This window comes from Rickettsia fournieri (genome assembly GCF_900243065.1).
Lineage (GTDB): Bacteria > Pseudomonadota > Alphaproteobacteria > Rickettsiales > Rickettsiaceae > Rickettsia > Rickettsia rickettsii.
Map to the genome: position 1 here is coordinate 154577 of NZ_LT978483.1, position 24193 is coordinate 178769.

Consider the following 24193-nt stretch of genomic DNA (forward strand, 5'->3'; position numbering starts at 1 on the left):
GATATAATGGACAATATATTAAAAGCAATATGAGATTATTTGGCTATGCTAGGGTATCAACTAATCAGCAACTTTTAGACATACAGATAAAACGTTTAAAAGATGCCGGAGTAAAAGAATCAAGAATATTCTATGACAAAGCAACAGGTCGTAACTTAGACAGAGCGGGATTAAATAACTTATTACATAAGGTAGAAGAAGGGGATGTAATATTGATTACCAAGTTAGATCGTTTAGGCAGAGATACTGCCGATATGATTAACCTAGTTAGTCAGTTTGCCAAAATAGGTGTAGCCATGCGTTTTCTTGATGATGGTATTAGTACAGAAGGTAGCACAGGAAAAATGGTTATTACAATTCTTAGTGCAATAGCAGAAGCCGAGAGAGTCAGGATACTTGAAAGAACTAATGAAGGTAGGTTAGAGGCGAAAACTAAAGGTATTAAGTTTGGTCGCAACCGTATTATAGACAGGAATAAATTGTTACAATTAAATGCAGAAGGAATTAAAGGGGTAACACTAGCTAAAGAAATGAAAATAAGCCGTGCTGCTGTTTATAAAATTCTAAAAGAAGAAAAGCAGCACGGCACCAATGTAGGTTAAGTTGTAACTATTACATATTATGATATTTTGATTTTCTTAGCCTTACTTTGTTCTTTTTTAGGTATTTTTATAGACAATATACCGTCCTTAAAGTTTGCTTCTACATGTTCTTCATCGATATTAGATGGTAAACTAATAGATCGCGAGAAGGAACCATAATATCGTTCCTGCATATGATAATTATGATCTTTTTTCTCAGAGGATTGTTCCTTTTTGCCCTCAATAATTAAAATATTACTATCTATTTTAAGATCAATATTATCTTGCGTGACACCTGGTAATTCAAGTTCTAGATGATATTCAGATTCATTTTCAGTAATATCAGTTCGAGGCGATAACATTCTGTCATTGTAAGAGACAGGGTAAGAAAATGAAGCTATTTCATTAAAGAAGTTATTCAAAATATCATCAACATAACTTCGTTTATTAGCATTAGTTTGTAATTCTGATTTATTTCTAATACGTGGTAAATTAAAAGACATCAGTACCTCCATAAGTTTAATAAATATTGATTTAGTATTAACTTAGCAAAATTTAAAAATATTATCAACTATTGAATCGGTATTTCTTTTGCATCTTTTTCTTTAACCTCCATACGAGGTAGAGTAATAGTCAGGATACCATTCTTTAAGTTTGAAGAGATATTATTTTGATCTATATCTTCATATAAAGATACGACATAATTAAAATTTCTATTTTTATAATCATCTGAAGCATCAGATTTATTATCTTTTTCTATATTTCCTGTAACAAATAATTTATTACTGCCTACCTTAACTTTGATTTGGCTTTTATCATACCCTGGTACTTCTAATACTAAGATATATTGCTTATCTTTAGTAATAAATCTACTTTTTAAAGAACTTGAGCTATAGGTAGAGAGTTTATCATCGAATATACTATTCCAGTAGTAATCCAAAGCAGAAAAAGGACGTAAGTCGGGAGGATGTCGCAAGTAAACAGTATGAGCCTTATTATCAGGTTTACTATAGTTATCAGCGGCAATAACCGGATTAGCCAATAAAATGACAGTAATACAAGAGAACAAATATGATTTGATATTGTTATATAGCATATATACCTCTTTAGGATTTATATAATACATAAGATTTGTGAACTCACTTAAGTAAGTTTTCACACTAAAAATATAAGTAGTGGAAGGGAGAAATTCAATAGCACAAAAATCTTAATATATTATCAATTATCAAAAGCCTCGATTTATCGCTTCTTGCCCAAGACACTGTATAGTTTCTTTAAGTATTAAATCTTGACTTCTACACTTAATAAGTTGTTAACCATTCCTTTAGCTTTGAATAACGTAAAGAAGTTTTATTATCTTTAATAGCTATAGCCAATGCTTTTTTCTGTCCAATTATTATAACTAGATGTTTGCCGCGGGTTATGGCAGTGTAAATTAAATTACGTTTAAGCATCATATAACTTTCATAGTTCTCATATACAAAGAAGCAGGGGACAAAATGCTGTTGCTACCGCTGCGTATATTTCTGCATCAAAATTAGTGTATAAAACCATAGATCCAGAGAGCGGCGAAAAGATAAGTATTACTTATGATTTTACTAAAAAGCAAGGAGTAGTATTTAGCAAGATATTTGTACCTGAGGGGTTTGAAGATGTAGCATGGTTACAAGATAGAGAGCAGTTATGGAACGTAGCTGAAGTACGAGAAAAAAGAGAAGCTGCTAGAACTGCAGCACAAATAGAATTCTCATTACCAAAAGAGGTAAGTCAGGCAGAAAATATTAGGCTAGTGGAGGAATATGTACAGAAAAACATAGTATCAAGAGGTATAGTTTGTGAAGTAAATATACACTACGATAATCCTGATAACACATGTACATATTCAATATTTAACAAGAAGATTAGAGCGATTAATTAACAATGAAGTAGTGCTTGCAAAAACAAAGGACAGAGATTTAGAAAGTACAAAGTTTTTATGTTTTGCAAGGGAGCAGTGTGAGATAGAAATCAACAAAGTATATGAGGAAGCAGGGTTACCTTTTAGGGTAACCGCTAAGTCATTCAAAGAACTTGGACTAGATCAAGAGCCAACGCATCATAAAGGGCCTGCTCATTATATGAAGGCAACTAAGCTTGAGGCAAAGAACCAAGAAATAATAGCCGAGAATTCAAAGAAGATATATGAGAATCCGGAAATAGTATTTGGTCGCATTTCATATACAAAGCCTGTGTTTACTAAAGAGGATATAGCGATAGCATTATCAGATGCTTTAATGGTGCATTTAGTATCAAAAGGCAGCAATATTATTCAGGAACAAGAGGCTATTAGAGCATTTGGAAAAGGATTAGTTCAGGAGCAAGATAGTAGTGAATATGCACCAAAAAGCGTAAGTAATAATCCAGCAGCAAGTGCAGATAATAACCCGGCTATCGAGCATCTGAACAAAGAATATGGAGAGGAGTTTTTAAGGCTTTATAATCAGCTGCTTGTATCAGACAAAATAGAGCTGATGGATCAGAAAGATTTGATGGGTAGAACGCTATACTCCTTGAAATTAAGAGTGAATTTAGAGCGTCGCTATGTATCTGCTATAGAGGAGTTAAATGAAAAAGAAGAGCATAATCTTAATATTTTAGATAGCACTATTGGAGAAAGAAATAGTCTCAAAGAATAAATAGGCGATGTGGTAAATATAATAGGAGCAAACCTACAAAATAAGTTTAATGATAAGATAGGAGGTAGTTTAGGTTTAAAGCTTAATGTATTTGGTAGCAAAACTCATGAGTTTAGTACTGAGCAGATAGAAGCGATCTTATTGGTCTGTAACAGCTCTGATGGGACTGTTGCGAGATAATTTTTAATAGTAAAATGAGAGGAAAACAGATAAATAAATATTTAGCTCTGTCCAAATATTTTTAAAAAGAAATTCTGTTTAATATTGAGATAAAATTTATTCAATAGTATAGTAATTTAATAGAGATTTGTTTACAGAGTTAGGATTTTTATTAACAAATTTCTCTAAGCTATTAAAGTTGTTAAAACCACTAATCGTTTTAAATTAAAACATATGGCATTCATAAATTCAGAGAATTGATTTTTGGCAATTCCTATATATCTAACCCGTTTATTATCTTTTGAAAATACCCTCTCAAAAGGTGCTCTGATTTTCGTATAATATTTATCAAGGTCAAAATTCTTATCTTTCATATTATTTTTCTTTATTGAGCAAAGATGGAACCCCTTTTTAGCTGCTGCATTCTTGGCAGAGATTGTACAATAACCTTTATCAACATATGTAGCACCGGAGCTTGGCATAACATGCTTAAAACCTTTGCTATCAGTAACATTTGCAGGGGTAACTGCAACCTTATTGATCATTCCTGATTGAATATCGACACTCACATGTTTTTTATAACCATACCAAAATTTATTTGCTCCCTTACAGCCAATTTTAGCTTGTTTATCCTTTACAACCTTAGGCAGAGTCTCATTATTCAATTTATCATATTTTTGTGTTCTTAGTTTATCACGTTCCTCCCAAAGATTAGCTTTTGAGATTAAATGAGAAGCATCTACAAAGGTAAATACTTCACCCATATAGCCTTGTGCTCGTAGTTGATCTCGGAATTTTACAAATATTTTTGATAGTAAATTAGTGCCTATTTTTTTACGTATTTTACTAAATACACTATAATCAGGCGTCTTCTCTGTAAGAGCAAAATCACAAAACCATTTTGCCGCTGTGCTATCAGCTAAATAACGTTCCAATTCCCGATCCGATAAGTCTTCCATAAATTGCAGCAGCAAACATTTAAACAGCCTCACTATACCATAGCCTTTATAGTTAGCTTCGCATTCTACTGCTAATAACTCAGCTTCAACTGCTTTAAAATTGAATAAACTTTTGAATTTACGATATTGATGATCCACACTTATTAACTCATCTAAACTTACCATTATCATTTGATACTCAGACATATGAACATATTTTTTGTTTTTTTTAATTATACCTGCTATCCTCTCATCTCGCAACAGTCCCATAATAAATTATTTATCTTTGCTTTATATAACAGATAAACGAGTATTGATGTAACGATAGCAAGAGTTGAAATTATCCAAACTAATAATTGTACGGACGGCCATTTTGCTATATTACTTAATTCCTTAAATCTCTGACTTCTACATTACTGGTAATCATTTGTTGATAAAATGTTGGATTATTATGATGTGCTACAATAAGAATACTACAAGTCCAAATTATATATACTATTGCAGGAATTAAGCTTCCAAATAAAAACGCCGTCTTTAGCATTTTTGTTACAATAATTAGTTAAGGTATGGAAGATTACTTGGAAACCAAATGAAGTAAAAACTACCGGAGTGACTATACCCCATATAGATATTTCTTTTAGAGGTAATAATAATACACCATGCTCCTATATAAGTTATACTTGTATTTAAAGCTAATAACTTCTGTAATATTGAAGAGCCTCCGTATATAAATACTGCAAGTAAAGCATATGAAAGGAGCTTAAGGCTTACCGTACCGATGATTTGAGCAGTATGTCCTGAAAAATATTTTCCCAATGCCCAAGTGTTAAGCCTTTACCCGCTTGAAGATTAAGCTCTAGGTTAATTAAAGAAGTATAATACATTATAAACCAAATTATAAACATCAATATTATACTAGGTATTATACCTAATTTTGCTAATACCATGGGTAGTGCTATCATACCGCTACCTATACAAGTACCTGAAATTAACAGGATTGAACCAATAAGTTTTTGCATAATTTAATGAAGTTTAGATTAAAGCAAAGGACTTAATTTTTGTTAAAAAGAAAATCAGCTAAAAAAAGACGATAAGAATTTTAAAGAATAAAAAGTTTTGATAAGTAAAATTAACATTCGTATAATTTTGTTAAAACATATGTAGCGGTATAGTATAATTATATTAATAATTAATGTAAAATTATTAATATTGCTTTTTAAGGGTATTTTTATATATTCTTATTAGACCTCTTCCCAAACCAACTTATAGAGAGGAATTGAAAGGAGACACGGAACACAGCACCACAGCGTATATAGAAATACGTGAAGATGCGAGTACCGGATCGACGTATAAATTATCTCTAGAAGCGACGCTTGGGAAGAGGTCTATTGAAAATTACTATATTTAAAAATGCATAGATTAGCTAAAATAATTAGTAATGCAGGAGTTTGTTCTAGGCGTGATGCTGAAAAGCTGATAGTTGAAGGACAGGTAAAAGTAGACGGCATTACAATTTTATCACCGGCTACAAATGTTGATATTAGTAATCAAATTGAAGTATCAGGCACATTAATCAATAATATACACAAACCAAGGCTTTGGATTTATTACAAACCTGTTGGTTTAATTACCACTCATAAAGATCCTTTATCTCGTAAAACGGTGTTTGAACAGCTAACCGGTTTACCTCGTGTTATTTCAATAGGTAGGCTGGATTTAAATAGCGAAGGTGTATTATTACTAACTAATAGCGGTGATTTAGCTCGTCAGTTTGAGCTCCCCTCAAGTAGGTTAAAGCGAGTATATCATGTTAGGGCGTATGGGCAGTCTGATATTCTACTAAAAAGCAATTATAAAAATTTAGAAATTGACGGGATATTTTATAACCCTCATTCGATAAAATTACTTAAGCAAAATAAGACTAATTCTTGGTTTGAAGTAGTTTTATTTGAAGGAAAAAATCGTGAAATTAGAAGAATATTCGAGTATTGTGGACTAAAAGTTAACAAATTAATTAGGATTCAATATGGTAATTTTACAATAGATAATTTAAAACCCGGAGATTATAAAGAAATAAATAATAAAATACTGGAAAAATAATTAGTAATGTGTTATTATTAATACATTTTAACTAATCATATAGAATACATATGACAAATCTTAATATATATAAATGTGCAGAAAAAGACCTAAACGATTACCTTGGTTATATAAAAGATAACCCTAGTGTCTCGCTAAATGATTTTATCAAAAATAAATATTTCGCTGAAGATAATGATAAAATTATCATTACTAGTTTAGAAAATATGGAAATTAACGCAGATTTAGCCAATGCTAATTTCCAAGGTACAATACTAACAGATGCCGTATTTAATAATTGTGACTTAACAAATACCATATTATGTGATTCAGATTTAACAAATGTAAAATTTAATGATTGTACATTTATCAGTACCGACTTTAGAGGAGCAAATCTTCATTATACAGATTTTAATTATAAAGATTATGATTATGATAACTATAAAATCCCCAATCTCAAAGATAAAATACGAGATATAAAACTATCTTTTTCAGATCTTGAAAGATTAAATCAATATATAGATAAAGATTTAGAAAAAGAACATATCAAAGAAATAGTTATAGATGAAGCTACGAAGACAAAGAAATATATTTTGGCTGGAGAAGACGAAAAAACTTTATGGGAAATCAAATCAAAAGAGCTAAAGACTAAGCAAGAAGAGTTAGAAACTCTAAAGCAAAATTTAGATAATCCTGGGATTGCTACCAATCTTTTAAATGCTTTTTGGAATAGTGCAGAAACTATTGCTAGAAACCGACAAAACGAACTAGAAAAAATCAACAAGTTACAGCATGAAGTAAACAAATTAGAAACTGAAGTATATGCTTTAGATAATCTTAGAATGTTCTGCGGTAAGGGTTTAGATGGTATTTTTGAGCAGTTAAAAGACGAAGAAATACAAATAAAACTAGACCCATCATATATTATAGGTTCGACTGCCAAAGAACGAGATATACCGAAAGAATATATAAAATTAACTTCTGCCGAATTTGATCTATATTTAGCTGAAGCAGCAAAACAATCCAATACAAAATTATCTCTTACCGAATTTGTTAGAAAGCAAAAAAATCTTTCAGAAGATTTAAATATAGTTCCTGATCTTTCAGCGATTAATTTATCAGGTAAAACTCTTACTAATCTTAACCTGAAGAATACATTATTTGCTTCAGCCAACTTAGAGAATATCAAAATCTCAAATTGTAATTTAGATTTTACTAATTTTGAAGGAGCTAATTTACAAAATGCCGTTTTTCAAAATGTTACGGCTCGTAACGCAGGATTTCTTTTTGCTGATCTTAAAAAGAGCAAAATTGAAAATAGTGATATGTCGAGAGCTTACATGCCTAAAGTAGATTTATCTGAAGTAGAGGTAACAAATAGCAAATTTAATGCGGTTATGATGGTTAATGCCGATGCCGAAAAGTTAATTATTAAAGATTCAGAATGGAAAAATTCTAATCTTACCGGTATATCGCTTGCCTATGCAGATATGCAAAGAGTTCAAATGCAGGGGGTAGTTTTAAATAATGCACTTCTAGATCAAGCAAATATCGTTTCTACTGATCTTGAAAATGTTTTTATGAATAAAACACATGCATTAGAAGCAAAATTTAAAGAGCAATGTAACATGCAAGGCATAACTGCAAGAAATGCCTATTTTAGCGATGCTGAATTTGAAAATATACTATCTTTAAAAGAAGCGGACTTAAGAGAAGCTATAATGCAGCGTGTTAAACTTAAGAACGCTGATTTAACAAAAGCACAGCTTGATAAAGCAAATCTTGAATATGCCGATCTTACAAACGCTACGCTTACTAATGCAACTGCACAATTTGCTAAGTTAAGTAATGCTACTTTAGAAAAAGCAGAAGCCGAAGGATTAAATATTTCGGATGCTATTGCTAAAAATATTAATGCTAAGGAAGCTAACTTTAAAAATGCAATTATGAAACGTGCCGATCTTACTAAAGCCAATTTCACTAAAGCAGTATTGGAAAATGCCGATATGCAAGCAGTGGAAGCAGCCGAGGCTATATTTAAAGAAGCAAATCTAAAACAAGCGAATCTAAAAGCAGCAAATCTAGCTGGAATTAATAAAGAAGGAGCAGATTTTGATAAAGCAAAAATCAACGATGCTACAAAGATGCATGATACTAAAGGTGAGGCTAAAGGGAATTTAGATCATCAAGATAAAGACGGTAAAAAAACATCTGTCAATGTTAACGAACATGCTAAATTACAAGATAAAATTCATGCAAGAGAGAAAAGCGGTTGGTTTCTGAAAACCGGAGTAGGACAGCTTTGTACAAAACTTGCTAAAAGTACTACATCAGGAATTAGCCACGTAACAAATTTTTTAGCAAGTAAAAAATTTTTAGTAGGATTTGCCGTAGTAGCGGGTCTTGCAGTAACAGCTGCACCTTTCATAGCAATGCCTGTGTTATTGGTCACCGGCACGGCCCTTACTACTAAAGCTGTCATTCTAGGAGCAGGTATTTTGGCCGGAGGGCTAGTCGCTACCGGAACTTATAAACTCACTCAAAAACCTTTACGCAATCTTCAGAAGTCATTTGAAAACTTAACTAGTAGTATAGATAAATATATCTCACCGCCTCCTAAAAATATTGATGAATTAGTAATAGAAAAACAACAAGCAAGACAAAAAGCTGAGACAGAAAAATCTCAAGAAAGGGAAGAAAATTTAAATAATGTAAATAATAATATTGATAAAGCTAAAGAACAAGATCTTTTAAAACAAGCACAAAATAATTTAAACCAAGCAACGCCAAAAGTAGAAATAAAAGAAAAGCAAGATAAAACTGTAGAAAAACAACAAGCAAAATCTAATACATTCGCAGCAAAATTTAAGCCTAACACTAAAGGCAAAGGATTTGCCACAAAAATAAAAGACGAAAAAAAAATCACGCTTAATAAAAGAAGTATATAACTAAATAAGTGTTAAAAATAATATCCGGTAAATATAGAAACCAAATTATACCTACCGCTAAAAATATCAAATATCGACCTTCCACCGGTAAGCTCAAAGAGGCAATATTTAGTATATTAACCTCCGGTGAGTTTACCGGTAATAAATTATTTAACGAAAATACTCACATTCTTGATTTATTTGCCGGTAGCGGTAGCCTTGCTTTTGAGAGCCTATCAAGAGGAGCAGGTTTTGCTACCTTAATTGATATTGATACATCCTCATTAAAAATAGCAGAAGGATTTGCTAAATCTCTAAACATTGAAAATAATGTTAATTTCGTTAATATTAATGCTTTAAATCTACCAAAAGCTACTAGACATCTTTTTAAACCAGCTTATAGAGAGGGATCTAAAGGAGACACGGAACGCAGCACCGCAGCGTACACACTAGTACGTGAGGATGCGAGTACTGGATCGACATCTAAATTACCTCTAGAAGCGAAGTTTGGGAAAATATATAATAAATCATTTGATCTTGTCTTTATAGACCCCCCTTATCATAAAAATATAGTGCCTAAAGTAATGAAACTGCTGATAAAAAATAATTGGCTCAAAGACGGTGCTATTATAGTTATTGAGATGGCTAAAACAGATGATTATGTTTTAGATGAAAATATTGAAATTATACGTGAAAAACTATATGGTAAGAGTAAGCTGTTGGTTTTGAGCTTTACCGTCATTCCCGCAAAGGCGGGAATCCAGTAAAACATATAAAATATAAAAACTTGTTTTTATATTTTTATTTTATTAATAGTATGTAATTTTGTACCTGTATTGCGTAACAAGACATTAAAAAACAAACATGACCAAAAAACATTACATATGTTCTAACTGTGGAAATATTAGTCCTAAATGGTCAGGGCAGTGCTTTGATTGCGGTGTATGGGGTAGTATTGTCGAAGAGATAGTCAGTACAGATCAAGCAATTGTTAAAGTCGGTAGCAAGCAAGACTTCGATAAGCTTTCAGGGCATGTAACCGAGCAGTCACGCATCCCTACCCCTATAGGTGAATTAAATAGAGTACTAGGCGGCGGTTTAGTGCTTGGTTCTGCTATATTAATAGGAGGAGACCCTGGTATAGGCAAATCTACTTTGTTACTACAGCTAGCAGCAAGTAATTTTGCATCAAAGATGAATTGCTTATATATAACGGGCGAAGAATCGTTAGACCAAATAAAATTAAGGGCCATAAGGCTAAACCTAACTAACTATAATACCGATATTTTAGCAGCTACTAATTTGGAAGATATTATTGCGAGTATAGAAGCTAATAAAAATAATATTGATTTAATAGTGATTGATTCTATTCAAACAATTACCACAAAAGAATTATCATCGCCTCCAGGCACTGTTTCGCAAATTCGTACATGTGCAAATGAGCTTGTTAATTATGCTAAGCAAAACAATATAATTATTTTATTAAGCTGTCACGTCACTAAAGACGGACAACTAGCAGGTCCTAAGATACTTGAACATTTAGTTGATACCGTGCTATATTTTGAGGGAGATCATAATAATCATTTCCGTATTTTACGCTCATATAAAAATCGTTTTGGCGGTGTGGGTGAAATAGGAGTATTTGAGATGAGCGGCAGCGGGCTTATTGAAGTAACAAATCCGTCTGAACTATTTTTAATGAAGCGAGAGCAGAACGTTATAGGTACGTCTATTTTTGCAGGAATCGAAGGTTCAAGACCGTTACTTATGGAAGTACAAGCCCTTATAGTACCCTCAAATATGGTAACTCCTAGACGCTCTGCGGTGGGCTGGGATGCTAATAGGTTATCAATGATACTTGCCGTGCTTAGTAGTAGGATAGGACTTAATCTTGCTAATTATGAGGTATATTTAAGCATTGCGGGGGGACTTAAAATTGCCGATCCTGCTTCTGATTTAGCAGTAACAGCGAGCTTAATATCTGCTGCAACCGGCAAACCTGTACCCGAACATAGCGTCTTTTTCGGCGAAATAAGCTTATCGGGTGAAATAAGAAAAACCGCAAAAGCAGAAACAAGAATAAAAGAAGCCATAAAACTTGGATTTAATAAGATTATCTGCTCTAAATTTGAAAATTTAACGTATGACTTTATATCTTCCGTCTCACATTTAAAGGACCTAAAAGAGATAATTAAATGAGTATAGTTTATGAAATAAGAAATTTGGAAGAAGCACGTAATTTTTTATCTAGTGTAGAAGAGCAGCTGATATTAACAAATCATGCCTCTAGCGTAAAATATTACGGTATACTAGCAATTGATTACATGTTTAAAACTCTAAGTAAAGAATTTCCGGAAAAAATTTTAGATCTTACCGTAAATGTAGGAGAGGATCACGCCGCTTTATTTACTGCAATCAAACTAGGGTATAAGAATATATCATATACAGGGAATTCTGAGGAAGCTAGGGGGTTGTTGTACGGCTATCAAACCGTCATTACGAGCGACTGAAAGGAGCACGGCAATCCAGAAAATAATTAAAAAATGCTAAAATTAGCATTTTTAACTGGATTGCTTTGTCAATTACTCCGTAATTTTCCTCGCAATGACGAAAATTTAATAATAAAAATCATGAATATCAAAGATATAGGAGTAATAATTGCTAAAAAACCTTTGAAAGAAAATACATTTATTATTACGGTTTTTACTAAAAATCATGGTTTATATTCGGGAGTTGTAAAAAATTTTTCTAGAAAAAGTAAATTTATATATCAAGAAGGGAATATTATAGATTTTCTTTGGCAGGCAAGATTACATGAACATATTGGTATGGCTAAATGTGAACTCATTAAATCTTACACCGGTTATTTTATCACAAATAAAGCTAAATTATATGCCTTTAATTCCGTTATATCTTTAATCAAAGAGTTATTTCATGAAAGAGAAGAACATTCTAAATTTTTTTCATTTCTAATTAACTATTTAGATAATTTATCAAAGAATTTTTGTTTTCGTGATTATATTAATTTTGAGCTAGCTTTACTTGCCGAGACGGGTTATAAGCTTGATCTTACCAAGTGCGGCGTGAGCCATGTTACAACTGATTTAATCTATGTATCACCTAAATCAGCTAGAGCATTATCATATGAAGTAGGAAAACCTTATAAAGATAAATTATTGATGTTACCAAGATTTTTACTTTCAGATAATAGTGAGATTACATTAGAAGAAAAACGGCAAGCTTTAGCTCTAACAAACTATTTTTTTAATAGATATTTATTTCATAATAATAGACAGGTTGAAGCACGCCAAACTTTTATTGAATATACTTTAAATAATTTTTAGAGACTATATTTTTACTTTTATTTTTCTTATTTTATTGATATACTTACTTAAGTAATTACTTAAATAAGTATGTAATATGACTAGACTAAGCATAGATATACCAAACGAATTACATCATTTTCTTAAAGTTCACACTGCACATAAAAATGATACTATTATGAATTTTGTAAGAGAAGCGATATATCATAAAATAGCACAGGAAAAAGCATTAAATGCAGAATCAATAAAAATATTAGAAGAATCAGCAAAAGGTTTAAATATTAATAAATATTCTGCGTATAAAGAAATGTATAAAAAGCTTAATTTAATATGATTCTGCAAACCTCTACTATTTTATTCCATGTCATTCCTGCGAAAGCGGGAATCCAGTTGAGTAAAGCTTTTAAGAAGCTTTACTCAAGAAGAAAGTAATATAATAAAAAAATCTTTAAAATCAAGATTTTTTTTAGCCTGGATTCCTGCTTTCGCAGGAATGACATAAGGGCTTTTCAAAAATTTCCCGGTACACTATTATACATACCGGTACACATAGTGTAATAATCTATGAAAATACTAGCATTTGACACAGCCAATAATACTGCATCGGTAGCAATATCCGAAAATGAGAATATCCTTGCATGTATAGAAGAATTACGTCCTTCTATGCAAGCAGAAAATCTAATGCCGATGATAGAAGACGTGATGAAATCAGCTAAATGTTCATATGATGATTTAGATTATTTAGCGGTAACTAACGGACCCGGTAGCTTTACCGGTATTAGAATAGGACTTGCTAGTGCTAAAGGTATATTATTTTCCAAGGAGAGTATTAAAGCAGTAGCGGTTAGCAATTTTGAATATGCTTATTTTAGAGCCATAACTCAAGTTAAAGATTATGATAAAATATATGTCTTTTTAAACGCTTATCGCTCACAGCTTTATATGCAAGTTTTTCATAAATCAGGACAAATAGAAGAGCCGTTGTTGATAGATTTCGAGTATGCTATAAAACTGCTTACAAATGAGAAAGGGAATATAGTTTGTTGCGGTAGCGGACTTGAATTTATATATCACCAAATTATGCATTTGCCGAATATAATAACCTTGCCACGTTTTGCACGAGTTAAAGCTTGGGTTACCTGTAGATATATTGTTAGTAGATTGTCGAGCGATATAAAATTAAATAGCTCTATCGAGCCACTATACATACGCCCTCCTGATGCTAAAATCGCAATCAATTATGCCATTCCTAGTTAAAAATAGGAATCCATTTACTGGATTTCTATAATCAACGAAATGACATAAGAGCTTTATTATAAGTATACTACATCATCTTCATAATCAAAGACTCCAAAATAATTATAAGATAATTTCTCACCTGATAACTTCATAGTAAAATCACTATTAGAGTGTTCTACTTGATTGTCTGATACTTCTATTTCATCTTCATAATCAGAGAATCCGGAATCACTATCAGATACTGCACCTGATTCTTGCTTTACACACTTCTTGTCGTGTATTAAGGCTATTATTTGCCCAACTAATGATTTCGATAAATCATGATTATCCGAGTTAATAATATCAATGATTCTTACTAGACTTTCATCTGAGGCGTGCGAAATTATTGTTGCTAGCTTATCATTTGAAATATTACTCATGATTCTTACTAAATTTTTATTTGGAATAATATCAAAATTTTCTGCAAGTTTTTCTTCTCCTGCTAAAATAATTATATTTTCAAGCTGTTCATCAGAAATATCCTCATCTGATAATTTTTTTAGTTCCTGCTCGGTAAGCTTTTCTAAAGAAATGGTAGTATCTATATATGTATTTAATTTATCTAATGGAATAAATTGCATTAATTTTTCAAAATGCTCCGGCAAAATATAATGAACTAATTTTTGTGCTTGTTCGTCGGAAATATTATTAATTAATTCTACCAATTTTTTATATGTTATCCTTTCAAAAACTTCATCTAATGCATTTTCAGACGTGTTTAAAATTTCTTCTACTAACTCATTATCAGGAAGAGTTTCTAGTTGATCTAAGAAATTAAATGTTTCTTCAGTGTTATTATTTAAATAAGAAAAAACTTTATTACTCACAAAATTAAAAGTTTCAGCAACTTTAGAAGAAAGAATACTAGATGTATTTTTTATAATATTAAAACTCTTTACTCCGAAATCATAAACTGTTTTTAATGATGAACTCAATGTACTGAAAAAACCTTTACTTTTAGGTGTGTTAGTTACTTTTTCACTACCATCAAGCTTATTTAAAAGATCTGTAAATCTGATTTGAGAGATGCCTAGAGTATTAGTAGTTTGCTTTGGAGAAGTTATAAACTCAAATTCATCGTTAGCAAGATAGGAGGCTAGCTTTGGAGAGGTATTATGTGGGATTAAATTTTGTAACTTATTAAAAATTGATGTTATGGCCATAATTTTCCCTCATTTCTGATTATAATAATCAACATTGCATTATAATAGAAATTATGAGGAGGTCAAGATAAAGGATAATAATTATTAACTTTTTATTATATTTTACTTAAAATTGATTAATTTATCAAAAAGGGATATTCTACTAAATGTCATGCCCGCGAAAGCAGGGCGTTGTTACGTGGTTCTAACTTTTCGTCATTGCGAGGAAATTACTAAGTAATTGACGAAGCAATCTCAGAAGTTTGTTATTATTTAATGAGATTGCCATGCAGTATACAACTACTCGCAATGACGATTTAGTAGTATCCATGCAACAATGCCGCAGTACTTGTATGATAATGTAGCCAATTTTTGAAGTTCAACGAGTATATTATAATTGTCTTTGTTCTTGAATTAGCTCAAACACTTCAACTGTGTCTCCTTCTCTAATATCTTCGTAATTTTCAAATGCTATACCACACTCATATCCTTCTCTAACTTCTTTAACTTCATCTTTAACGCGTTTTAAAGTTTTGAGTTTTCCTTCATGAATGACTACATTATCACGTAATAAGCGTACGCCCGCTCCTTTCTTAATAATCCCTTTAGTTACATAGCTACCGGCGATTTTACCGACTTTGGTAATATTAAATATTTGTCTAATTTCTGCGCTTCCGATATACTGCTCTCTAACGATCGGATCAAGCATACCGCTCATAATGGCTTTTATATCATCAATTAAATGATATATTATACTATAATATCGAATATCGACTTTTTCTTTTTCTGCGGCAGTTAAGGCATTTGCCCCTGCTCTAACGTTAAAGCCGACAATAATAGCCGAAGAAACATGTGCAAGAGATACATCGGATTCCGTTATCGGACCTACGCCGCTATGAAGTATACGAAGCTTTATCTCATCACTCGGTAATTTTAATAAGCTACCTGAAATAGCTTCAACCGACCCTTGAACATCACCTTTAATAATTAAAGGTAATTCCTTAATTTTACTATTACCGGAAGCTTTTAAAAACAAATCTTCTAAACTTGAACGCGGTGCAATAGATATTTTTTTTTCTTTAGCAAGACGTATTCTATATTCGGCTATATCTTTTGCTTGTTTCTCATTTTGTACTATGTTAAATTTATCGCCGGCAAAAGGCACTTCATTTAACCCCTGAATTTCTACAGGAACAGACGGAGTTGCTTCTACTATTTCTAGTCCCTTATCATTAGTCATCTTTTTAACTTTACCGTAAGCAGTACCAGCTATTATAATATCACTGTTTCTTAAAGTACCTCGCTGCACTAATATAGTGGTTAGCGTTCCTCTTCCTTGTTCAATTTTTGACTCGATTACAACACCGGCAGCTGAACCGAAAGGATTTGCCTTTAAATCCTGCATTTCTGCAATTAATAAAATTGCTTCTTCAAGTTTATCTAAGTTAATTTTCTTTAGTGCCGAGATAGGAATAATCATAACGTCACCACCTGCCTCTTCGCCGATAATTTCGTGGACATATAATTCGTTCTTTACACGCTCAATATCAATATCAGGCTTATCAATCTTATTAATAGCTACAATTATAGGCACACCTGCTGCTTTCGCATGATTAATTGCCTCAACCGTTTGCGTTTTGATTCCATCATCTGCTGCGACCACTATAATAACTATATCCGTTACTTTAGCACCTCTTGACCGCATTTCCGAAAAAGCTTCATGCCCAGGAGTATCAATAAAAGTAATTGCTCTACCGTCTGCAAGAGTTACTCTATAAGCCCCAATATGTTGTGTAATTCCGCCTAGCTCACCTGCAGCAATATCTGTAGACTTAAGAGCGTCAAGCAATGAGGTTTTACCATGATCGACATGACCCATTACCGTCACAACCGGAGCACGCGTTCTTAAATCCTCAACCTTATCATCACTAATTAAAACATTTTCAACATCTGACTCTTGGACTCTTTTTACCGTATGCCCTAAATTTGTTGCAACTAGTTCTGCCGTATCGGCATCTATTGTTTGGCTAGCATTTGCAAGAATACCGAGTTTCATTAATTCTTTAATTACATCAGCCACTCTTTCAGACATAGCATTTGCAAGATCGCCGACTCCGATAACTTCCGGGATCGTCACTTCTCTATATACTTTCTCAGGTGCTTGTGATACTAATTTACGCTTTTCTTTTTCTCTAGCTCTTTTTATAGAAGCAAGACTTCTAGTTCTACCGCTGCCGCTTTCGTCGTCGCTAAGCATATTGAAAAGATCGGCTTTTTTGAATTTTTTTGGCTCTTCTAGCTTAATTTTTGGTGCTACTATTTTACTATCTGCTGTTTTATCTAATTCTTTCTCTGATTCTATACCGTAACGTGTTCGCATTCCTACTAAAGGAGACTTTACAAAAGTTTCTTCTTTCTTTTTAGGTATTTGTGACGGTATATCTTCATCATCTTGAACGATTTTAGCACTAACTTCTACTTTATTTTCTTCGGTATTTTGCTGTTTTTGTTCAACTTCTTTATCAGTTTCTAGTGGTTCTATTTTTGAGTTAGCAGACTGGTTAATACTTGCAAGTTTACTTAAAGTGCTTATTTTTGAAGGGTCATTTAATTGAGATTGCTCAGCAGCTTTTTTCAGAATAGATAAACGTCTGTTAAATTCTTCCTTATTAGCATCAATAACAGTTTGATCTAAGCTATTCCTTTCTTTATTTAATGAAAGGGTAGTAGCACTACCGGTAGAGCTTTTTCTAACTTCTACTAGCGTTTTAGATTTAGCATTAACAAAGCTTTGAGCTCCTGTAAGAGAGTCAAAAGACTTATTAAGCGATAATTTTGAATTGCCAAGTGTCAACTTTTTGGGTTTGATTTCCTGGTTATCCGTCATATTTAAAACCTTTGTGTTTCTGTTTTTTCCGTCTACTACTTGATTATTTCATTCCTAGCTAAAAGCGGCGTTGCTCGCATGGCTCGTGTATGTCATTCCCGCGAAAGCGGGAATCCACTAAAATTTATAAAAAAACTTATTTTTATAGGTTTATTTTTCAAGGACGCCCTAATTACTAAGCTATTTATTCTGGATGCCTGCTTTCGCAGAAATGACATACACCCTACATTCAACCCACTAACTATCCTTCAATTCACCATGCTGTCTAGCAGTTTTAATCAGCAATTTAATATTTTCGTCCGTTATATTAGAATTTGGAGCTAAATTTTTAAATTCATTTACGCTCATCTCTCCTAAATCTTCTATGGTCTTTATACCATATTCGGCAAATTGTAATATTAATTCAAGCGATAATTCTAATATATCTATTAATTCTTGCTCAACTCCTAGATCCTCTAGCTTTTTGATAATCTTTTCATTCTTAAGGTCGACGTAATTAATAGCTCGATTTTTAATCTCTACGGCAAGTTCTTCCTCAAAGCCTTCGATTCTTGTTAAAGTACTAATCTCACTACTAGCAATTTGTTCTACTGAATTAAATCCCGTTACCGATAAAAGCTGACCTATAACTTCTTCAACATCTAAAGCTTCCATAAATAATTCCGTAGAAGTTAAGAACTCTTCATTTCTTCTTTTTGATTCTTGCTCTTCGGTCATTATATCGATATTCCAACCTGTAAGCTGAGAAGCTAAACGAACATTCTGCCCTCTTCTACCTATTGCAATACTTTGATTTTCTTGCGAAACTACTACTTCTACCTTATGCCTATCCTCATCAATCAAAATTTTTGTGATTTCCCCAGGTGCAAGCGGTGCAAGAGCATTAACTATAAACTGTGCAAGATCATTACTCCATAATACTATATCAATTTTCTCTCCGTTTAATTCATTTGTTACGGCTTTTACTCTATTACCTCTAATACCTACGCATGAGCCTACGGGATCTATACTACTATCCGAAGCAAATACCGCTATTTTTGCTTTTGAACCAGGATCACGTGCTACTGATTTTATTTGAATAATAGATTCAAGAATTTCAGGCACTTCTAGCTTAAATAGTTTAACTAGCATCTGGTTATCTACTCTAGACAAGAAAATCTGCGGTCCTTTTGTTTCTTGCCTTACATCCTGTACATATGCTTTTATACGATCATTAGGTTTAAAATTCTCACCCTTAATTAATTGATCTTTTTTTATTATTGCTTCAGCACGACTCAAGTCAACTATTATATCACCGTATTCTATTCTCTTAACTATCCCATTTATAATTTCGCCTTTTCTATCTTTAAAGTCATGATATTGTTTTTCACGTTCAGCTTCTATAACACGTTGAGTTATAACTTGTTTTGCAGCTTGAGCCGATACTCTAGCATGATCAATCGGCGGTAAATATTCATATATCTCATCACCGATTTTAGCTTCCGGATTCTTTATTAAAGCTTCTTCAAGTGAGATTTGCGTTAAGTAATCTTCTACATCTTCTACTATTTTTAAGATCCTTAAAAGATTTATCTCCCCGGTTTTCCTATTTATCTGAGCTTTAATATTATATTCATTACCATATTTTTTTCGTCCTGCTGCTTGTACCGCTTGTTCAACCGTTGAAATCAAAATTTCTTTTGATATTCCTTTCTCACGAGCTACAGAATCTATAATTTGTAAAATTTCTACATTACCTATATTAGACATACATTATCTCTTATTGCTTTAGCAATTTTTTAAATACTTCTTCAGTTAAAACTAGATTAGCATTTTTAATTAAATCATAATCAATTAGTACTTCTTGTTCTTCACATTTTAAATATATTTTATTATTTTCGGCTTTAATTATTTTACCCTGATAACGAGTTTTGCCGTTCAATAATTCTTTAAGTTTGATTTTAACTTCTCTTTCTAAAAATCTATTATAATTTTCAAACTTTACTAACGGACGTTCAAGACCGCTTGATGCTACCTCTAAAGAATATGCAGCTTCTATTAAATCTTCAACATCTAGAATAGCGGAGATAGTCCTACTTGCTTTAGTACAATCTTCCACAGATATTTTTTCGCCGTTTAAGCTATCAATCAATATCTCGACTACTTTAGGGTTAACACCTTTAAACTTAACAAGAACTAACTCAAACCCCATATCCGTCAAGGATTCTTCTATTACGTTTGTTATTTGTTGTTCAATAGTTTGCATATTTGATATTTATAACAAAAAAGGTGGGATAAACCCACCTATCTATAATTTTTATAATGCTTATCCGTAACGAAAATACACTAATTAGAATATATAAGCAATATTTAACTTTATATTTTTGTAAAACTACATATTCATAAAGGGGCAAATACTTGATAATCCCTCTGGTCCGCTTAGAGATGGATCATAGTCTCCTCCTGATGAACAAAATGCTTCTACATGAATCTGACATAACCCCCATTTTCGCTTCTAATATATGCTGCACATGCTCGTTAAAAGAATGAGGACCACAAATTTCATCAGTTTCACCTTTTAAAAGGCCTAATAAAAATTCTTCAGCTATTCTACCAGTATGATAATGTATATTATCGTTCTCATTAATATTATTATAACTATCTTGAGTATAAAATTTATCATAGTGAATTTCAGTATCGCATATTGCTGCAATATCAGTTAATTTTTTTACAGCTGCATCTAATTGAAATGTATCACTGTTTTTATTTCTAGTAGAGTGAATAATGTGCATAACGGCGGAAAGCTTAACATTTTCTTCATTTGTTATACTATTAATTCTAGAAATAGAATGACTTGCTCCCGACCCGCCGCTGATAAGAACGAGATCTTTATTGTTTTCTATATCCGATTCAATATATGAAGGGTGTACTTTTACCAGCTGATTTTCAGAATCAAATAGATAATTTGTTACAGTTCCATTAGGATTTTTCTTTATTAAGCATTCATAATAATGACCTTCTTCATCATGACCGGTTTTTATAACTGTACATTCACTGTATTTTTCTCCTACTTTAACAGTAATAATTTGCCCATGTTTGTGCGGTATTACTTTTTGTTCATTTTGTCTATAAAATTTTATTTTTGCCGTATTTTTATCAGCACTTTCTATTTCGATTTTTATTTTATGACTTTTCAAAACTCTCTATATTATACTTTGCTTTTAATTCATAATATTGCTTCTTTTCAGCACTTACAAAATGCTTTCCTACTATATTTAATATTTCCGTTACCAGCTTGTTACCCTCATCTACATTTGATATAAGCTCTTCAGCAACAGGTTGATATAACTCTGAAGGAAGATTACGCCCTACATGTATACCAACAATTTTTGATACCGCCCTTTTAAATTTATGATCATTCTCTAATGCTTGATTGGATCACTTCTAAAAGATCTATTTCATCTGTTTCGCTATATGCACTTAAAACCTTTAGGATACTACTGCCGATAAGATTTAAAAAATTTTTCATTGCATTTGGCTGTATTCCTTTCTCAGGTTTTTCAGTATTAAAACTATTACTATTAAAAAATTCATTTACCACTGCTTCATATTTAGTTGCTAAATTTCCATAAAAATTTAAAGATTTAGTAATATCAAAATTCTTAAATAGCTCAGCAGTTTTTCTTATTTCTCTCACTATAGTTGTTCTAGACATGATTACTCCTTTTTAAATAATATAACCTTTACTATATAATATACATTTAAAATACATATTATAGTAACTAGACTTATATAGACGTTTTTTTGTATATTCAAGGTAAAAATAAATAAAATTTTTATGCAGTTAACAAGTTTTACCGACTACGGATTACGTAGCCTTATATATCTTGCTTCAAAACCGGAAAGAATTTGTAGTGTAAAAGAGATATCAGAGTACCATAATATTTCCCTTAATCATTTGATAAAAGTGATTCATAGATTAGCACAATTAGGATATATTAATAGTAGTAAAGGAAAAGGAGGAGGAATTAAGCTAGCATTTAGCCCTTCTTCCATGAAGTTGGGAGATATAATAGAAAAATTAGAACCTAATATGGATATAGTAGAATGTTTCAATAAAAATACTAATAGCTGCAGAATTACAAATTCATGCCAATTTAAACATTTTATTAAAGAAGCAAGTGAAGCATTTATAAAAACATTGAATAATTATACATTAGAAGATGCAATGATTACTAAAACAATTCAAATTAAGGATAAACTATAGAAGAGTCAATCATTTTTTTTGTGTAAGTTCATTTTTTATTTTCCAATAAATCATATTTAAAATTCCCACAAAGTATTTCAAATTGATTTAAAGCTAATGACCAATCTTTTATAGGCATAGTCCATTTTTTAGCCGCATTTTGCAAGGCTAAAAATATTATCTTTTGAATTGATTTATCATCTGGAAATATACCTTTATTTTTAATAATTTTCCTAATTTGACGATTTATAGACTCTATGGTATTCGTGGTATAAATCACCTTTCTAATCTCCTCAGGAAAGGCAAAAAATGGTATTATTCCTGACCAACTACGCTGCCAAATATCAGAAATTACTGGATATTTTTTATCCCATTTTACACTAAATTGTTGCAGTTTTAAACGAGCCATTTCTTCGTTATTTGCCGTGTAAATTTGTTTTAAATCTGATGTTACCTCTTTTAAATCCTTATGTGACACGTACTTTACTGAATTGCGTACCATATGCACTATACATAGTTGTACTATAGTAGCAGGAAATATGCTACTGATAGCCTCAGAAAAACCTTTTAAACCATCAACGCAAGCAACATAAATTTGTTCTACACCTCGATTCTTTAATTCAGTTATACTTGCATCCAAAATTTAGAGCCTTCATTTTTTCCTATCCAAATGCCCAATAACTCCTTCTTGCCTTCTATATTAACCGCAATTGCCAAATATACAGCTTTATTTATTACTATATGATTATCTCTAGATTTAACATATATGCAATCCAAATACAATATTGGGTATATCCTATCTAAATAGCGATTTTGCCACCTAGTTACCTCCTCTAGTACTCCATCTGTTATGGTTGATATTAAATCACTAGATACTTCAGTTTGATATATTTCTTCTAAGTGACCACGAATCTCACTGACTGTCATACCTCTACCATAAAGTGAAATTACCTTCTCATCAAATCCATTAAATCTCCTCAGCCCTTTTGGTATTAATTGTGGATTATACTCACCTTCCCGGTCTCTTGGTACTTCTAATGTCAACTTACGACTATCATCATCAATTACTGTCTTTTCATAGCTACCATTACGACGATTATTGTCTACTTTTTCTACTTTACTATGCTTTGAGTAGCCCAATTCATGATCTAACTCACTTGCTAATATTTTCTCAACTATTTGTTTCTTTAGCTGTTGAAATAAACCATCTCGACCAAATAACTCTGATGGGTCTGCTTTTGATAATAATTCTTCTACTAGCTGATTACTTATGTTTAATTTTTCTTTATCTTTACCTATTTCTTTAGCCATAATTTCCCTTTGTTTTAGTTACTTCTTTTTACAGTAATCTCTTACTGCTTTTTTTGCAACTTACACAAATTTTATTATAGACTCATTAATTTTTGTGTTTCTGCGGTATTTTCTTTCTATATAGTTCTTATTAATTCTTGATTTGAGGGTTGAAACCATCTAAACATAATTATTTTCTTATTAAATTCTATAAATTTTAATATTTTGTTAAAAATGAACTTATAGATAGAATCACAATAAAAAGTTTTAAGGATACAATAGAAATTTAACTAAAAGTACGAACAAATGAGTTGAGGTTGCTTTAAGGAATATACAAAGTTAGTTTTTTATAATATTTAAAATTCGGAATTTAAAAGAGTTTAATATAACAATTAAAACAAAAGGCGAATAAAAGGAGCATATGAATTTTTTAGAAAACGACAGGAAATCCCGAAACCCTGAAAGGGCTTGGCGAGAGTGACGGGACTCGAACCCGCGACCTTCTGCGTGACAGGCAGATGCTTTAACCAACTGAGCTACACCCCCTTGTATACTCTTCTGCTTTTAAGAATTGCTCTTTCATTTTATCAAGGATTGCATCCTCATCTATTAAGTATAGGCTGCAGGTGCTCACCTCTCAAAATAAAATTCAATTCTTGAAATCATTTGGGTATACATAAAAGATAACA

General features: G+C 31.8%; 25 protein-coding genes, 1 tRNA gene and 2 pseudogenes. 14 read left to right on the plus strand and 14 right to left on the minus strand.

Translation table 11 applies throughout. The features are described from left to right. Positions 1–29: 29 nt before the first annotated feature. Positions 30–602 carry a recombinase family protein gene (locus C4Q30_RS01900; protein ID WP_029374872.1) on the plus strand — a complete coding sequence of 191 codons (573 nt, stop codon included), beginning with the start codon at positions 30–32 and terminating at the stop codon, positions 600–602. A gap of 17 nt (positions 603–619) precedes the next feature. Here the strand turns inward: C4Q30_RS01900 and C4Q30_RS01905 are convergent, their stop codons facing one another. From C4Q30_RS01905 to C4Q30_RS01915, 3 genes are all read right to left on the minus strand, one after another. After that, positions 620–1084, minus strand: a complete 465-nt coding sequence (locus C4Q30_RS01905) for an Hsp20/alpha crystallin family protein (RefSeq protein WP_051965355.1) — start codon at positions 1082–1084, stop codon at positions 620–622. Between the two features lie 68 nt (positions 1085–1152). Beyond that, positions 1153–1677, minus strand: a complete 525-nt coding sequence (locus tag C4Q30_RS01910) for an Hsp20/alpha crystallin family protein (RefSeq protein ID WP_198913021.1) — start codon at positions 1675–1677, stop codon at positions 1153–1155. A 205-nt stretch (positions 1678–1882) separates the two neighbouring features. Next, entirely contained in the window at positions 1883–2038 is a 156-nt protein-coding gene (locus tag C4Q30_RS01915) for an ATP-binding domain-containing protein (protein ID WP_245207419.1), read from the minus strand. Between the two features lie 83 nt (positions 2039–2121). Here C4Q30_RS01915 and C4Q30_RS09435 point away from each other — a divergent pair, with 83 nt between their 5' ends. From C4Q30_RS09435 to C4Q30_RS09445, 3 genes are read left to right on the plus strand one after another with little or no spacing between them, the layout of a single operon-like run. Next, positions 2122–2499 carry a MobA/MobL family protein gene (locus C4Q30_RS09435; protein WP_245207420.1) on the plus strand — a complete coding sequence of 126 codons (378 nt, stop codon included), beginning with the start codon at positions 2122–2124 and terminating at the stop codon, positions 2497–2499. 10 nt (positions 2500–2509) lie between these two features. After that, a complete protein-coding gene (locus C4Q30_RS09440; protein ID WP_245207421.1) occupies positions 2510–3256 on the plus strand; it encodes a hypothetical protein in 747 nt (248 codons plus the stop codon). A gap of 9 nt (positions 3257–3265) precedes the next feature. Then, the gene (locus C4Q30_RS09445) at positions 3266–3436 is read left to right on the plus strand and encodes a hypothetical protein (RefSeq protein WP_245207422.1); all 171 of its coding nucleotides are present in this window, start codon (positions 3266–3268) and stop codon (positions 3434–3436) included. A gap of 164 nt (positions 3437–3600) precedes the next feature. Here the strand turns inward: C4Q30_RS09445 and C4Q30_RS01925 are convergent, their stop codons facing one another. The 3 genes from C4Q30_RS01925 to C4Q30_RS01935 form a co-directional block, all read right to left on the minus strand. Beyond that, the gene (locus C4Q30_RS01925) at positions 3601–4623 is read right to left on the minus strand and encodes a transposase (protein ID WP_209445172.1); all 1023 of its coding nucleotides are present in this window, start codon (positions 4621–4623) and stop codon (positions 3601–3603) included. 285 nt (positions 4624–4908) lie between these two features. Further along, positions 4909–5169 carry a to amino acid permease gene (locus C4Q30_RS09450; RefSeq protein ID WP_245207423.1) on the minus strand — a complete coding sequence of 87 codons (261 nt, stop codon included), beginning with the start codon at positions 5167–5169 and terminating at the stop codon, positions 4909–4911. Continuing rightward, on the minus strand, positions 5121–5372 hold the full coding sequence (locus tag C4Q30_RS01935) for an aromatic amino acid transport family protein (protein WP_024704589.1): 252 nt from the start codon (positions 5370–5372) through the stop codon (positions 5121–5123). The genes C4Q30_RS09450 and C4Q30_RS01935 overlap by 49 nt, the downstream gene beginning before the upstream one ends. Positions 5373–5593: 221 nt before the next feature. Here C4Q30_RS01935 and C4Q30_RS01940 point away from each other — a divergent pair. From C4Q30_RS01940 to tsaB, 9 genes and pseudogenes are all read left to right on the plus strand, one after another. Further along, positions 5594–5746 (plus strand): annotated as a pseudogene (locus C4Q30_RS01940) (palindromic element RPE1 domain-containing protein); the annotation flags it as partial. Positions 5747–5763: 17 nt separating this feature from the next. Beyond that, positions 5764–6453, plus strand: coding sequence for a pseudouridine synthase (locus C4Q30_RS01945; RefSeq protein ID WP_103897041.1), 690 nt, complete (start codon positions 5764–5766; stop codon positions 6451–6453). 50 nt (positions 6454–6503) lie between these two features. Then, positions 6504–9380 carry a pentapeptide repeat-containing protein gene (locus tag C4Q30_RS01950; RefSeq protein WP_103897042.1) on the plus strand — a complete coding sequence of 959 codons (2877 nt, stop codon included), beginning with the start codon at positions 6504–6506 and terminating at the stop codon, positions 9378–9380. A gap of 8 nt (positions 9381–9388) precedes the next feature. Continuing rightward, positions 9389–10126 (plus strand): RsmD family RNA methyltransferase, encoded by a 738-nt coding sequence (locus C4Q30_RS01955; RefSeq protein WP_103897043.1) that lies wholly within the window; start codon positions 9389–9391, stop codon positions 10124–10126. Between the two features lie 97 nt (positions 10127–10223). Beyond that, positions 10224–11558, plus strand: a complete 1335-nt coding sequence (gene radA / locus C4Q30_RS01960) for a DNA repair protein RadA (protein ID WP_103897044.1) — start codon at positions 10224–10226, stop codon at positions 11556–11558. Next, positions 11555–11869, plus strand: a complete 315-nt coding sequence (locus C4Q30_RS01965; protein WP_103897045.1) for a hypothetical protein — start codon at positions 11555–11557, stop codon at positions 11867–11869. Before radA ends, C4Q30_RS01965 begins: the two co-directional genes overlap by 4 nt. A gap of 120 nt (positions 11870–11989) precedes the next feature. Beyond that, complete coding sequence (recO, locus tag C4Q30_RS01970) at positions 11990–12703, plus strand: DNA repair protein RecO (RefSeq protein WP_103897144.1); 714 nt, start codon at positions 11990–11992, stop codon at positions 12701–12703. Between the two features lie 76 nt (positions 12704–12779). Next, entirely contained in the window at positions 12780–13016 is a 237-nt protein-coding gene (locus C4Q30_RS01975) for a hypothetical protein (RefSeq protein ID WP_010977422.1), read from the plus strand. 230 nt (positions 13017–13246) lie between these two features. Then, positions 13247–13939, plus strand: a complete 693-nt coding sequence (gene tsaB, locus C4Q30_RS01985; RefSeq protein WP_103897046.1) for a tRNA (adenosine(37)-N6)-threonylcarbamoyltransferase complex dimerization subunit type 1 TsaB — start codon at positions 13247–13249, stop codon at positions 13937–13939. Between the two features lie 56 nt (positions 13940–13995). On the opposite strand, the gene C4Q30_RS01990 is transcribed toward tsaB, so the two are convergent. From C4Q30_RS01990 to C4Q30_RS09460, 6 genes are all read right to left on the minus strand, one after another. Continuing rightward, entirely contained in the window at positions 13996–15123 is a 1128-nt protein-coding gene (locus C4Q30_RS01990) for a hypothetical protein (protein ID WP_103897047.1), read from the minus strand. Positions 15124–15493: 370 nt separating this feature from the next. After that, entirely contained in the window at positions 15494–17989 is a 2496-nt protein-coding gene (gene infB / locus C4Q30_RS02000) for a translation initiation factor IF-2 (RefSeq protein WP_103897048.1), read from the minus strand. 237 nt (positions 17990–18226) lie between these two features. Beyond that, positions 18227–19738, minus strand: a complete 1512-nt coding sequence (gene nusA, locus C4Q30_RS02005; RefSeq protein WP_014014462.1) for a transcription termination factor NusA — start codon at positions 19736–19738, stop codon at positions 18227–18229. A 10-nt stretch (positions 19739–19748) separates the two neighbouring features. Beyond that, entirely contained in the window at positions 19749–20234 is a 486-nt protein-coding gene (gene rimP, locus C4Q30_RS02010) for a ribosome maturation factor RimP (protein ID WP_014014463.1), read from the minus strand. Between the two features lie 184 nt (positions 20235–20418). Further along, positions 20419–21165, minus strand: a complete 747-nt coding sequence (locus C4Q30_RS09455; protein WP_245207424.1) for an FAD-dependent oxidoreductase — start codon at positions 21163–21165, stop codon at positions 20419–20421. Positions 21166–21383: 218 nt separating this feature from the next. Beyond that, entirely contained in the window at positions 21384–21683 is a 300-nt protein-coding gene (locus C4Q30_RS09460) for a hypothetical protein (protein ID WP_245207425.1), read from the minus strand. Positions 21684–21806: 123 nt separating this feature from the next. Between C4Q30_RS09460 and C4Q30_RS02025 the strand changes: the two genes are divergently transcribed. Continuing rightward, entirely contained in the window at positions 21807–22235 is a 429-nt protein-coding gene (locus C4Q30_RS02025) for an Rrf2 family transcriptional regulator (RefSeq protein ID WP_014014466.1), read from the plus strand. Between the two features lie 28 nt (positions 22236–22263). Here the strand turns inward: C4Q30_RS02025 and C4Q30_RS02030 are convergent. Both C4Q30_RS02030 and C4Q30_RS02035 read right to left on the minus strand, forming a co-directional pair. Beyond that, a pseudogene (locus tag C4Q30_RS02030) lies at positions 22264–23525 on the minus strand (IS256 family transposase). Positions 23526–23973: 448 nt separating this feature from the next. After that, a tRNA-Asp gene (locus tag C4Q30_RS02035) sits at positions 23974–24050 on the minus strand. Between the last annotated feature and the right edge of the window lie 143 nt (positions 24051–24193).

Coding starts and splice junctions, on each gene's coding strand:
- C4Q30_RS01900 (WP_029374872.1), top strand. CDS start 30: ATGAGATTATTTGGCTATGCTAGGGTATCAACTAATCAGCAACTTTTA.
- C4Q30_RS01905 (WP_051965355.1), bottom strand. CDS start 1,084: ATGTCTTTTAATTTACCACGTATTAGAAATAAATCAGAATTACAAACT.
- C4Q30_RS01910 (WP_198913021.1), bottom strand. CDS start 1,677: ATGCTATATAACAATATCAAATCATATTTGTTCTCTTGTATTACTGTC.
- C4Q30_RS01915 (WP_245207419.1), bottom strand. CDS start 2,038: ATGATGCTTAAACGTAATTTAATTTACACTGCCATAACCCGCGGCAAA.
- C4Q30_RS01925 (WP_209445172.1), bottom strand. CDS start 4,623: ATGGGACTGTTGCGAGATGAGAGGATAGCAGGTATAATTAAAAAAAAC.
- C4Q30_RS01935 (WP_024704589.1), bottom strand. CDS start 5,372: ATGCAAAAACTTATTGGTTCAATCCTGTTAATTTCAGGTACTTGTATA.
- C4Q30_RS01945 (WP_103897041.1), top strand. CDS start 5,764: ATGCATAGATTAGCTAAAATAATTAGTAATGCAGGAGTTTGTTCTAGG.
- C4Q30_RS01950 (WP_103897042.1), top strand. CDS start 6,504: ATGACAAATCTTAATATATATAAATGTGCAGAAAAAGACCTAAACGAT.
- radA (WP_103897044.1), top strand. CDS start 10,224: ATGACCAAAAAACATTACATATGTTCTAACTGTGGAAATATTAGTCCT.
- C4Q30_RS01965 (WP_103897045.1), top strand. CDS start 11,555: ATGAGTATAGTTTATGAAATAAGAAATTTGGAAGAAGCACGTAATTTT.
- recO (WP_103897144.1), top strand. CDS start 11,990: ATGAATATCAAAGATATAGGAGTAATAATTGCTAAAAAACCTTTGAAA.
- C4Q30_RS01975 (WP_010977422.1), top strand. CDS start 12,780: ATGACTAGACTAAGCATAGATATACCAAACGAATTACATCATTTTCTT.
- tsaB (WP_103897046.1), top strand. CDS start 13,247: ATGAAAATACTAGCATTTGACACAGCCAATAATACTGCATCGGTAGCA.
- C4Q30_RS01990 (WP_103897047.1), bottom strand. CDS start 15,123: ATGGCCATAACATCAATTTTTAATAAGTTACAAAATTTAATCCCACAT.
- infB (WP_103897048.1), bottom strand. CDS start 17,989: ATGACGGATAACCAGGAAATCAAACCCAAAAAGTTGACACTTGGCAAT.
- nusA (WP_014014462.1), bottom strand. CDS start 19,738: ATGTCTAATATAGGTAATGTAGAAATTTTACAAATTATAGATTCTGTA.
- rimP (WP_014014463.1), bottom strand. CDS start 20,234: ATGCAAACTATTGAACAACAAATAACAAACGTAATAGAAGAATCCTTG.
- C4Q30_RS09460 (WP_245207425.1), bottom strand. CDS start 21,683: ATGTCTAGAACAACTATAGTGAGAGAAATAAGAAAAACTGCTGAGCTA.
- C4Q30_RS02025 (WP_014014466.1), top strand. CDS start 21,807: ATGCAGTTAACAAGTTTTACCGACTACGGATTACGTAGCCTTATATAT.